This is a genomic window from Vibrio chagasii (assembly GCF_024347355.1).
In the GTDB taxonomy this organism is placed as follows: Bacteria; Pseudomonadota; Gammaproteobacteria; order Enterobacterales; family Vibrionaceae; genus Vibrio; species Vibrio chagasii.
Genome location: NZ_AP025466.1, coordinates 1,537,789 through 1,550,120 on the forward strand (window position 1 = coordinate 1,537,789; position 12,332 = coordinate 1,550,120).

The window sequence follows — 12,332 nt, forward strand, 5'->3', positions numbered from 1 at the left end:
CTGATAGGCGCACTATAAAAATTATGGGAAGGTGGTTCTTATCATTTTACGCCATCGTATGATTTTTAGACGGCGTAAAGGTTTGGAGAGAGTAACTGAAAAGTGGGCATAAACCTTACTGTTTATTGCCACGCAGCTCTTTATTAGCACATAACTCTTGATTACCACGAAGCTTTCTATTGCAACAATAGCCTCTATTGCCACATCACAAGGATTGCAGCGACGGAAAGCAATATCAGCGCAAGGATGTCTTTGCGGGCAATGCTCTGCCCTAACCAGAAGTAGGAGATTAGTACCATAAAGACCACTTCGACTTGGCCTAATGTTTTCACGTATGGCACGGCTTGAAGAGACATCGCGCTAAACCAGCCAAGAGAACCAATCACACTCGCTAGGCTTGTCATCACAACCCGTTTTGATTTTTTGAATATCAGGCGCAATGTATCTGGCTCTTTAATCAGGAGAAACGTGCAGATAATTAATGTCTGTAGGCTAATGACCAAAAACAGCACCCAAGCAGCGCTATGAGGGAAAGGGAGTCCAATACTTAGGCTCGCTTCACGTACCCCAAGCGAGGTCAAGGCAAAGGCGGTGCTACATGCCATACCCAAGCAAAAGACTTTAGGAGAGAGGCTTCGCCAACCAGAAGCGCTACTCATGATGAGCACGCCCAATGTGCCGATCAATACGCCTATCCAACCTGTAACAGTCAACGCCGTACCAAAAAACAACACGGAAAGTACAGCAGAAACAGGAGCTTCACATTTGGCAAGCCCTGCACCTATGGCGTAGTTTTCGAGCTTAAATAGCATCACCATCAAGCCGGTCGCGAGGATCTGCATGATTGCTGCGGCAACGATATAGAAAATAAACTCACTGGAAAAATTGGGCGCGGAGACTGGCTGCCATTGATACAAAGCGTAGAGGTAGAGCAGTGCGATCGGACCTGCCCATATAAATCTTGCTAGCGTCACACCAGCCACGCTCATGGTGCCACTTAATTTGCTTTGAAAGGCATTACGCCAAGATTGGCTAAAGGCAGCAAGCAGGGTAAAGGCGATCCAACTAAAAGACATGGCGCTTCCGTGTGTGAGGTAATTTAATGATTATGTTAACAAAAAATTACCTGCTGAGAAGTGAAAGCGGTCTTTTTATGAGCAGAGCTTCACCTTTGCCCCGATTTGGCATGGCACTGAAATTTAAAAGATCGGTGCCTTCTTGTTTTTGAAGTAGAACCACCCGCTGATTATTACGAACAGAAAGGCGAAGTAATAGCAGAACGAAGATAGCGACGCCAAGAACGCGAGGTTTTGCTCTATCTCTTGCTCGGAGTAATTGTTAGAAACCAATTTGTAGTAGTAAGCATACAAAATACCGATCAGCCCATAACCGAGGTTAAACATCAAACCTTTGAAGCTAAGAACGGTGGCGCGGTTATGCGACTCGGTCTTTTTGTTCAGGTGGTAACTGATAAAAATGTTCATCGTCATGATGATAAAGATAAGCACCAGTGCAGGAATTACCCCATAGATTGACCAACCCAAACTGATCCAATAGTAGGTAGCGATACTTGCTAAGCCCATGACGATAATAAAGGTTTTCGGCTCGATACTTTCTGCCAGTCTGCGGCTTTGGCCTGCCAAAATGATTTTTAATAGACTGATTCCCGCGCCAATAAAACCGAAGTAAATAATTGGAATATCGATGGCAAGATAGTATTGGCTGTTCATAGTGAGGAACATGCGCGATGTGTGTTCGAACAGGCTGTAGTAGAGCAGTATGAAAAGCACGTAGGGCGTAGCGAGCACCCACTTACCTGTATCAGCGGTTAACTTGAGGCTGGCGATGGTCGTGGCTAACTTCGTTTGACCATTCGGCATCACTCTCTTTTCTTCACGCATGTTTACTGCAGCATAAATCGCGAGTAGCGCGACCAATAGTGTGGCAAGTACAGGAATACGCATCAGGTCTTTGGTGCTTTCAGGCTCGGCTAATCCAAGGAAATGAAAGATGTTCGCCATGAAATTCACGTCGTACATCGCCGCACCGATCAAGGTGACAAAGATGCCGACGCTTGAGGCGATACGAAGCTGGATCTGTAACACACGAGGCCATAGCTCCTCATTGCCTTGTTCTTTTAAAGTGTCATACGCCAGTGCTTCATCAGCACCGCTTGCTAATGCCATGGCTAACCCGCTGAGTATCCGGTTGACCAAAAAGACCATGAACACTAAGTTTGGATTTTCAGTCGGTACTAAGGCTATCATGGCGATTTCAACAAACATCACAAGGGACGAGAGCACCACTAGCTTCTTACGACCCAAGGTGTCGGCAAATGCTCCAGATGGGACTTCAGCAAGTACGATGGTCGCCGCCCACACTACGTTAAGCATGGCAAATTGCGAAAGGGTTAGGCCGTAATCTAAGTAGAGTAGAGTGAATACTGGGTAATAAAAACGCGCAAAGTAGCTGCTTCGAAACATTAGGAAGTAGCGAACATTGGGAATTTTTAGGATTTCTTTGAGCGTCATGATGAATTAGTCGATTAAATAACACATTATTATGTATAACTCTTTTCTCCTTTTAAATCATGAAATTGTTCAAAAATGATCGACGTCTGACCTAGTTAGAGAGCATTGAGCTGGTGCGGGGCTTATATGTTCCTTTATGAAGTATAGCGACTAGGGGACTAGCATTGTTCCGACTTATTGTCGTGTCATCGATAAGAGTTGTCGTAAGATATAAATAATTCCGCGTTTATCAGAGGTAGTGTCAGAGAACCAGACTCGATTGATCGATGACTTGAGAATATGAATGGGATGCCGATTAAAAATAGGAGTGGTACTTGGATGCATCATAACGAAAGGCTGGGGGAGATAATTAATTTGGATGATCATCAGGTGATGGTTAAACATTATGAATCTCATTATTCGAGTGAGGTTCACAGCCATGATTACTCTCACTTAGTTTTTATACATCAAGGTTGCCAAATTATCTCTACTGACAAGGATAGTTTGCTCTCTATGCCCGGCTCTTTAATTTACATTCCAGCTGGCGTACCACATCGTGCGGATGCCTTAAAGCAGTCACAGGTCTCCTTACTTCGCCTACCACTAGGTTCAATCCCTGAACTCACCGAAATATGTATCTTGGATATTTCTCCCATCGTTACTCAACTTTTCAGCTTATGGGAAAATGGTGGGCCGGAGCCAAAGCTTGAGCCCCATTATATTCAGGTTCTCATGGATCAATGCACCCTCTGTAAGGCAGTCGACAATCCGTTAATTGCAAAGGAAGGTATGGACAGAAGGCTGCTACCGGTAATTGATGCATTATCAAATAAGCCGAGTATTAAGTTATCTATCTCAGACTTGTCTAAACAAACAGGGGCTTCTGTACGTACTTTAAACCGACTTTTTTTGACTAGTTTCAAAGCATCTTTCAGGGAGATTCGCCAAAAAGTAGTGATGGAGCGTGCTGAGAAAATGATGGCAAAAGGGATTAGTGCTACTGAAATTGCATTCGAACTTGAGTACTCAAGCCTATCTGCTTTCTCTACTGCATTTAAAGAACATCAGAAAAAAGCACCCCAGAATTAAACTTGGCGTAAATTGTAAACATCGTGGCGCTTCACCCAAAAACTTAGTTTGAGGATCTTTTTAACATGATGCTCTGTTCTTAACGTTTATGGGAAATCGAGTGTCTAAAATAACTATTGTATTTATCAGCATCTTAATGGCATCGAGCTATTTTTTTGCGTCGAGTATGTATACGCCAAGCTTTCCAGATATACAAAGTGAACTGCGTACATCAGAGGCGTTAGTACAGCAGACTTTGAGCCTGTTTTTTATCGCTTTAGCATGCAGTCAGCTAATTTGCGGACCGTTGTCCGAGCGGTATGGACGAAAGCCCGTCGCTGTTCTTTCATCTGTGATCTTTGTGATTGGTTCGATGACATCTCTTATGGCTGACAGCATAAATGTTCTATTACTGGGCAGGGTAATCCAAGGCTTAGGTGTTGGTGGCCTTTATCTACTTTGCCGCACTATCCTTCAAGACGCATTCAGCAAGTCTGAACTCATGGGGATACTTGCTTGGTATGGGATTCTATTTATGAGCCTACCTGGTCTAACGCTCATTTTGGGGGGATATCTGACTCAGCACTTTGGTTGGCAAGGTAATTTTGTCTTCATGGCATGTTTATCGACTGCAACGCTGTTGATTATTTCAGTCATGAAACGCGAAACGATCAGTCACAAGAATCCAGATGCCATTAAGCCTAAACAGATACTAAGAGACTATGCTTTCATCACATCAAACGTAACGTTTCTGTGTTATTTGGCAATGATGTTTAGCGGGACAAGTTGCCTATTGCTTTTCCAAGTAACGGGTTCTTTTGTTGCTCAGAATCAGTTTGATCTAACGGCCGCGGATTATGGCGTAGGATCAATGGTTTTGATAGTGAGTAGCGTAGTATCCAGATTAATTTGGAACCAGTTTCTGAAACATCGTATCAGCGAAAATATGACTCTAGTCTATGGTGGTCTGATTCAGGTTTTGGGTAGCGTTGTCATAACATTAAGCCTTTTGCTGCATAGCTATTCAATAATGTTATTTGGGTTCGCGGTGATGGCTTTTGGTTCCGCATTCTTATTAGCAATAGCAGGTGTTTCGGCATTGTATCTGTTTCCTAATCACAAGGGGCAGGTTGGTGCTATCTACGGTGCTCTTCAGATGATTGGAGCATTTGGTTTTACGTTTTGTTTATCCCTCGTTCCAGCAACTCACGAGGTGATGGTTTTGAGCTGCTGGTTATTGTCTCTGATTAGCTGCGTTGCAATTATTACTATGTACATGTGCCAGCGAAAAACGTATGAAGTACCGGTCGCTTAACCAAGTTCGAGTTAGATAACTGATTGAATTGGTAATGTGACCACCTAATTGTACCCACAAAAAATCCCCTCAAAATAAACTTCTGAGGGGATTTTTGATTAACTATTGATGCGCTTATCAGCCACCAATAATGGGTAACCAACTATTCACTCTCCGCTTCTTTGGAAGCCTCTGTTGCCGTGTTTTTGTACAGCCATTTATCGAGCACAATTTTCAGAGCGTCTATGGATGTTGGCTTTTCTAGGCGGGCATCCATTAACTGTGCGATCATCTCTAGTTCACGCTGGCCTGACTCACCAGAAAGAGCGATGATAGGCGTGTTAGGTGAGCGTGCCTTGATGATCTGACTTGCTTCAAAACCATTCATGACTGGCATTTGTACATCCATTAATATCAAATCGACGTGATTTTTCCTAAACAGTTCGATGGCATTTTCCCCATTTTTTGCTTGCAGGCTGTTTACGCCCAGTCTGGTTAGATACATCTGAACAAGGGTACGTTGCACCTCTTTGTCGTCAACGATGAGCACGGTTGGGGCTATGCTATTCGTAGTAACTTGTGTAGCTATTGCATCGGATTTTTTTTCTTCAGTTCTGATGTTTTGGGGCTGTAAGACGGCTTCATCGGCTTTTTCGACATGGGTCTGGCTTTGCTGCCAGTCGTTAAAGTAAGGTGTCCGTAAAGTGTCCGCTTTTGGTGCATTGGGTACCACAGGGAAATAAAGATGGAACTCAGTAAATTGGCCGCGCTCGGATTGACACTCCACTCTGCCGCCAAATGAACGCATGACTCGTTGACAATAGCCTAACCCCAAGCCGCTACCACCGCTTTTTTGGTAAGAGAAGAAATCGTCGAAGATCTTGTGTCTGATCGCTTCATCAATGCCTGGCCCTGTATCTCTGAAAGTGAGGATATTTTCGTAAGAACCGACTTGGGAACTGATTTCGATTTGGCTATTTGGGTACGAATCAAAATAGTAAATTGCATTGCGGATAAGATTGAAAATTACAAAATTGAATAAAGTTTCGTTTAGATTTGCCACAAAATCTGCGTGTTGAGGTAAGCGAATACGTTCGATGATTTTCTCGTTTTCAAAACCATAGTGGCTGACGGCTTGATCTATTGCTTTGTGGATTGAAGTCATTGAGACCGGTCCATGGTCAAGTGAGCTGTCGCTAACCTCTCGTAATATAATATCAATTAGTTGTCGCCCGCGCTGAACGGCCGCTTGTCCATTTTCAATGTCAAGTTGGACCTGCTTTTCTGGGGCTTGGTTTTCGATATGCTGTTTCAAGACCTCGAAATGAAGTTGTACTTGAGCAAGTGGGTTACGCATCTCATGGGCTATGGAGTTGGCGAGTGCTCGGCTTTGGCGGACTCGTCTATCGGCTTCTATGGTACTTTGAACGCGGGCCAGTAAGGTCTGTAGCGCTGAAATCTCTTCATTAGAGAACATTTGATCATTGCTTTTGTGCGACGATACCAGTAAATGTGTGACAGACTTCCCTTGCCCGAACAATGGCATAACCAAGGCGGTATTGTTCAAACTCATCTTGTCATACAGTGCTTTGAGCGAAAGTTTGGAGGGTGTTTTGTAATCCAGCTCTTGAGATAACTCGTCGAACACCAGCACTGACTCGTTTGTTGAAAGATAGTCTTCGTAGAAGGTTTCGTTGTAGTTGCTATTAACAAGACGAAGCTTGTCTTCAGGGATTTGCAACAGCTGACCTAAACGGCGCATTGCATCGTCAATCGACAGTTTAAAATCTTCTTCCAAGGCCAGTATTTGCTGTACTGGGGTCTTCTTGTTTCCATAAACGAAGAAAGACGCATAGTGACTAACACGTTTGTAGAGTACGTGCCAGGTGATACCGATCATCGCACAGATTGGGATCGCGATTAACCATTGGTTATCGTCAGTTTGGGGGATGAATATCACGCCGAATGGAATTGCTAAAATCATGCATACTAAAAGTGTATTAAGACCAATGTAAGCAAGATATTTCACGCTGTAGAAACGTGAAGTCAGAAGAGCATAGCCAACAAACATCATCTCGCTAATGGAGAGTGCGGGAGGTAGCCAAGTTAGCGAAAAGTCCTTGAGGAAGTAAGTCATTCCGACTTGTATCGCTAGAGTGGATAGCATGTAGACTAGTATCCCAGATATCATATAGCTAGTTTTCGCGAGTGTTAGGCGATTACTATTGACCCTCATAGCTAGTAGGTTGAATAAAGTGAGCAGCATAGAGCAAAGCATAGCGTTGAAAAAGTATGAGGTGTGTGGCCCAAACTCTATACTGAACTGACTTGGTCCTAGCACTTCCACGTACTTAACTGTCTGATCTTGTTGTAAGTTTACACATAATGAATATGTAACCAGTAGGCTGAAGGTGAGACGTTGCCAAAAGTAAACGTTGTCTTTTCTCTGCTCTGCGTGTAGCTGACATGAGAAGTAAAAAGCAAAAGCAAAAGCCAAAGAAGAGGCAATGTTTGCAAACTTAGCCATGAAGATCGCTGTATCCATCCCCAACAACACAAGTAAGTCAGTATGGAAATATGCATTACATCCTATCCATGCAATTATACAGCAGGAATAAGCAATATAAGATGCATGATGTGATCGCCAAATACTTTCATTTTTTTGTCGCAAGCGAATGCAATAGTAAAATAGCCACATGACAACAATTGCTAAAGTTGCAAGAAGGATAATTGCTTTCGCATAGGAGATGGTTTCTAAGTTAAAATCAAAAACGATCATTGTTGATTACCACGTAGTGTTTTTGTTTTCACGAAGCATACGTCGGTAGTCACGAAAGTTAACTTGCTCAAACGCTCTTAACATGAGTTTAATATTCCACAGCCCGCGATAGGTCTTCGTACCATTTCCATTTAAATCACATACGCCTAAATGAAAGTAAGCTTTGGGGCCGATTGCTTTGTAAAAGTCGAGTATCAATGGTTGATCAATTATGGTGAAGCCTATTTTATAGTTGGCTTGGTATAAAAGATTAATCATTTCTTTTTGTGCAAGATAGAGGAAGAAGAGCTTTTGTGTGGTATTCCCGTTGACGGTTAGACGAAGTATTTCACAAAGCACCAATGTATCGGATATCTGTAACTGGAAGTGATGATCAAACTGCACAATAGAATTGCATTGCGATAGATCTGGCGGTGTAAAGAGTTTCAACCTTGTCAGTTCATCATAGCTGCGAAGTGGCATAGAATATTGCCAGTGTTCATTACTGAAGGGAGGCGCATAGCTTAACCAAGTGTCCTTGGTTGACCAGTCTTGCAGAAGTGCCGAGGATACTAGTGTTGGAAACGCTTCATCTACTGGGTGCTTGAGCAAGACAAAGTGTTTACCAGATTGCGAAAGGTGTAATAAAGGCAGCATCTCATACCATTTTTCACCCTTTATGAAGATCTCTAGATTACTTAAAGCAATCGCATCATTGATGGGCATGGCTTGTGGATGGCATGGTGTTTGTACCATGAGTGAATCGGACTCGATGTGCTCAATGATCGCGCCATAATACGCGGAATCTTTAATAGGTAACTCGATACGTGAGTTGGGAGGATCGCTCAGTGGTGATCTTGCCTTTATTACGGCAATCTCGCATTCGCACCAAAAGTCTAACCATGACATATAACATTGGCTTGCGGCCTTCTCTAACAAAACCAATTCAGGGTTCAAGGTGCTTGGGTATCGCTTAATGAGTTCGCGATAGTCCATCAACTCAAACAACACTGACAAGCTTTTGTTTTGATGCTCCGGGAACAAAGATTCAAGGAGGTTTCGTCGATAGTCAGTAACGGTTTGGAAAAGAGCGGTGCGCTGCTCGGTATGATAAGTATTGATGACGAGATCTATTAGTGCTCGTTGTTGCTTTTCGATAGACTCATCGCTAGCCAATAGCGAGTTTAAAGACGATAGTAGTTTCATGGTGTTAACCTAGATTGATATAATTATTTTTATTCGATCTGCACTTATTCCCTGACACTTATATTATGTAAGCCTTGAACTAACGTTATTTTCGTGTGTACAAATAACGTTGCTTGTGTCTACGAGATTAAAAACAAGTTGCATAATCGAGCGCAAGTCTACTACTTGCGTATTTTCTTAACAACCGAACTTTTTCTAGATTATAAAGCTCTAAATTAGTTTTTTCTCAATAACTTAAGAGCAATTCATACGCCTAGCCTAACATGTAGCTAGTGAGCATAAACCTTTGGTTTTATAAACTGATACTAAATATCTATTTTTTGAAGCAATCTCATAACTAATACGCAACTAAATTCACCTTTATAATTGTAGGGAATATAACGACGAGCCAAATATACAATTAACAAATATAATTATGCTTCATACTCGTTTATTTCCACGTCATCGCTTGGCGCTCGCTTGCTTACTTTCTAGTGCATCTACTTTCTCTTTTGCTCAAAGCCAATGTGAGGTGTCTGAACTTCAATTATCACCTGATCTCGCTCTTGCGGTTTCACTAGCCGACAACAGTTGTTATAGCTCTTGGTTCTCTGCATCAAAAAGTTCGTTAACCAATATCTACAGCGAAAACAGCCTGATCCAAATTAGTAATCTACTGAACTTAGAGATAGCCCGTTACCAAGGCGAATCTGAGCAAGCACGCAAGCTTGAAAACTTAGGTGAATTTGTACGCGCAGCTTATTACGTTCGTTATAACGCGCGAGAAGAAGATTTTTCAGAGGCGTTGAGCGAGCGCTTTGCACACTCAACCAATGCATTTCTTGCTAATCCTAATTCGCTAAATCAAGGGCGAGAACAAGTTGGTGCGCTGAAGAGCCTGACTCTAATGGTCGACAACGTGAAGCAGCTTTCACTCACTATGGATGCACAACTTGCGGCACTTAGCCATTTCAACCGTGAAACGGCGCAAGACACACAGTGGGTCGATGGGCTCAATAATCTATTTAGAGCGATGGCCGGCCATGCCGCTCGAGATGACTTCTACGACTACCTAGCAAACAACACTCAACATATAGATACACTAGCGACGTTTGCTCGCGAAAATCGCTGGGCTTTGGATACTGACGCAAGTTTTCTGGTTTATAACGCGGTGCGCGAGACTGGAAGGTTGCTAGCAAGCCCAGATAAAGCGACTAAAGATAAAGCGTTGCAGGTGATGCAAGATGTGATGGCGCAAAATCCACTGGGTAGTCAGCACGACAAACTGTGGCTAGCGGCGGTAGAAATGCTGGGTTACTTTGCACCAGAGGGTTTGAACGGGCTCGATCTTGAACAGGCGAAACGCGACGTTGCTCGACGTATCTTACCTAACCGCTACGAGTGTCAAGGTCCTGCTATTCTTCGCTCTCAAAATCTAACCGAGTCACAAGCTGCAAAGGCATGTGATGTATTGGCGGCAAAAGAGGCAGACTTTCACCAAGTGGCTAATACTGGGCAGCAACCGGTCGCTGACGACAACAATAATAATGTTGAGATCGCGGTATTTGGTAACAAAGGCAGCTATACTGATTACTCTTCATTCCTGTTTGGCAATACGACAGATAACGGTGGTCAGTACTTAGAAGGTAATCCGGCCGGCTTGGATAATGTCGCGCGTTTCGTGGCTTACCGTTACGACAATGGGGATGAGCTCTCCATTCTGAATTTTGAACATGAATACATGCATTACCTAGATGCACGCTTCAATCTATATGGCTCATTTAATGATAACTTGGCTCATGGCTACGTAGTGTGGTGGTTAGAAGGTTTCGCCGAATATATGCACTACAAGCTAGGCTACGATGCCGCAATACGCTTAATTGATAGTGGCAAGATGCGCCTATCGGATGTGTTTGCAACCACTTACTCTCATGATTCGAATCGTATTTACCGATGGGGGTATTTAGCGACTCGCTTTATGCTAGAGGAGCACCCCAATGAAGTGCAAAGCTTACTGGCACTGTCTCGTTCTGGTCAGTTTGCTGAATGGGCAAAGCAGGTAAAAGTGCTTGGCCAACAGTACGACGGTGAATTTGAACGTTGGCTAGATACGGTAACAAGTGAAGACAAACCTGAGCCTGGAGAACCAACTGAACCGACAGAACCAAGTGATCAAATCAAGACTCTTATTGCCAACCAAAGCCTAGTGTTGAGCGGTGAAGCATACAGTGAGCAGCTATTTTATGTTGACGTCCCTGAGAACACCACACACTTTGAGGTGTTAATTGAAGGGAAACCTCAAGGGGATGCTGATCTCTACATGAGCTACAACCGCGCTGCGCATTACTATGACTTTGAGTTCAGCCAGTATGGCAGTGGCAGCAATGAGGTGGTGGTATTTGAGCCAGAGGCGACGGGATATATTAAGCTCGGTCGTTACTACATGAGCGTTACGGGACGAACTGAATTCAACGGGGTGAAGCTGTTTGCATCTTTGGAAACAGAACAACCCGTTCCACAGTCTCCAGAGCAAGATGACCTAACACCTGTGGTATTAGAATCTGGTAAAGCTCATCTGTTTACTGTTCATCAACAACGTTACGCTGCCGTTTATGTTCCAGAGGGTGTACAAGAAGTTCGCGTATGGCTAATCGATCAAAATAATGATCCAGCAGAGAAAGGTAATGTTGATCTGTTTGCAAGCGGTGCATATTGGCCAACCGTTGGGCAGCATGACTATGCGTCGGATTATCGTGGCAGCAATGAGTATCTACAAATACCTGTGACTGAGGAAGGGTACTTACACTTCTTGTTAAGTGCAGAACAGCAAGGTGATGATGTCGAGATGTTAGTCTATTTTCATTAAGGTACAAATCTCGAATATATAGATAACAAGCCGAGTATAAACACTCGGCTTTGTTCTTCTGACAGTTTTCTGTGTTTATAGAGTATTTGCACCATAATCTCTGATGAAGTGATGACATTGGCGGTTTAAGCTTGTAAGCATATGAAACATCGAGATAACGGTGTGGTCACTTGTTAAAACTGAATGATTTATTTAGTGAGGATCTATGAAGAAAGCACGATTAACATCACTACTTGGAGTTGCGACTTTAGTTGGCGTGGTTGCTCTGGCTGGATGCAGTCAGAATGGTGAAGTGATGACTCAGTCACAAGAGAATACGAATCCGATCTGTAGTACTAAAAACCTAACTGGTGGTTGGTCGAAAAGTGAAGTCACACCACAAGCAGAGCAAGCGCTAGACGCCGTGCTTAGCCAAATGAACACGTCTGCAAAGCTTCAACAAATCTTGAGTGTTCGAACTCAAGTGGTGGCTGGTTTGAATTACGCGATTGAGTTTGAAATGGATAATGGTGAAGTGTGGAATACGATTGTATACCGCTCTCTACAAGGCGATATCGAAATGGTTCAGGCCGCGCAGCAAGGCCGTTTGTGTCAGTAGTCTAAGCTAGCTATCAAATATAACGTCTCACACAAAAATGGCTCCCAACTTGG

Annotated in this window: 8 protein-coding genes; 4 read left to right on the forward strand and 4 right to left on the reverse strand. The window is 43.3% G+C overall.

Annotation, left to right across the window (positions count from 1 at the left end):
* Nucleotides 1–194: 194 nt before the first annotated feature.
* Nucleotides 195–1,076: a DMT family transporter gene (locus tag OCV52_RS22600; RefSeq protein WP_137406255.1), complete on the reverse strand. Its 882-nt coding sequence runs from the start codon at nucleotides 1,074–1,076 to the stop codon at nucleotides 195–197.
* 123 nt (nucleotides 1,077–1,199) lie between these two features.
* Complete coding sequence (locus OCV52_RS22605; protein ID WP_137406256.1) at nucleotides 1,200–2,531, reverse strand: MFS transporter; 1,332 nt, start codon at nucleotides 2,529–2,531, stop codon at nucleotides 1,200–1,202.
* 318 nt (nucleotides 2,532–2,849) lie between these two features.
* On the opposite strand from OCV52_RS22605, the gene OCV52_RS22610 reads away from it, so the two are divergent.
* The gene (locus OCV52_RS22610) at nucleotides 2,850–3,599 is read left to right on the forward strand and encodes a helix-turn-helix domain-containing protein (RefSeq protein ID WP_137406257.1); all 750 of its coding nucleotides are present in this window, start codon (nucleotides 2,850–2,852) and stop codon (nucleotides 3,597–3,599) included.
* Nucleotides 3,600–3,699: 100 nt separating this feature from the next.
* Nucleotides 3,700–4,893: an MFS transporter gene (locus OCV52_RS22615; protein ID WP_137406258.1), complete on the forward strand. Its 1,194-nt coding sequence runs from the start codon at nucleotides 3,700–3,702 to the stop codon at nucleotides 4,891–4,893.
* Nucleotides 4,894–5,035: 142 nt separating this feature from the next.
* On the opposite strand, the gene luxN is transcribed toward OCV52_RS22615, so the two are convergent.
* Both luxN and OCV52_RS22625 read right to left on the reverse strand, forming a co-directional pair.
* Entirely contained in the window at nucleotides 5,036–7,651 is a 2,616-nt protein-coding gene (luxN, locus tag OCV52_RS22620) for a quorum-sensing autoinducer 1 sensor kinase/phosphatase LuxN (RefSeq protein ID WP_137406259.1), read from the reverse strand.
* 6 nt (nucleotides 7,652–7,657) lie between these two features.
* Nucleotides 7,658–8,836, reverse strand: coding sequence for an acyl-homoserine-lactone synthase (locus tag OCV52_RS22625; RefSeq protein ID WP_137406260.1), 1,179 nt, complete (start codon nucleotides 8,834–8,836; stop codon nucleotides 7,658–7,660).
* 415 nt (nucleotides 8,837–9,251) lie between these two features.
* Between OCV52_RS22625 and OCV52_RS22630 the strand changes: the two genes are divergently transcribed.
* Nucleotides 9,252–11,681 (forward strand): M9 family metallopeptidase, encoded by a 2,430-nt coding sequence (locus tag OCV52_RS22630; RefSeq protein ID WP_137406261.1) that lies wholly within the window; start codon nucleotides 9,252–9,254, stop codon nucleotides 11,679–11,681.
* A gap of 205 nt (nucleotides 11,682–11,886) precedes the next feature.
* A complete protein-coding gene (locus OCV52_RS22635; RefSeq protein WP_061032179.1) occupies nucleotides 11,887–12,279 on the forward strand; it encodes a cystatin domain-containing protein in 393 nt (130 codons plus the stop codon).
* Nucleotides 12,280–12,332 lie beyond the last annotated feature (53 nt).

Bases quoted from the DNA above. Each gene is read 5' to 3' on its own strand.
- OCV52_RS22635 (WP_061032179.1), top strand. From the start codon at position 11,887: ATGAAGAAAGCACGATTAACATCACTACTTGGAGTTGCGACTTTAGTT.
- OCV52_RS22630 (WP_137406261.1), top strand. From the start codon at position 9,252: ATGCTTCATACTCGTTTATTTCCACGTCATCGCTTGGCGCTCGCTTGC.
- OCV52_RS22600 (WP_137406255.1), bottom strand. From the start codon at position 1,076: ATGTCTTTTAGTTGGATCGCCTTTACCCTGCTTGCTGCCTTTAGCCAA.
- OCV52_RS22625 (WP_137406260.1), bottom strand. From the start codon at position 8,836: ATGAAACTACTATCGTCTTTAAACTCGCTATTGGCTAGCGATGAGTCT.
- luxN (WP_137406259.1), bottom strand. From the start codon at position 7,651: ATGATCGTTTTTGATTTTAACTTAGAAACCATCTCCTATGCGAAAGCA.
- OCV52_RS22605 (WP_137406256.1), bottom strand. From the start codon at position 2,531: ATGACGCTCAAAGAAATCCTAAAAATTCCCAATGTTCGCTACTTCCTA.
- OCV52_RS22610 (WP_137406257.1), top strand. From the start codon at position 2,850: ATGCATCATAACGAAAGGCTGGGGGAGATAATTAATTTGGATGATCAT.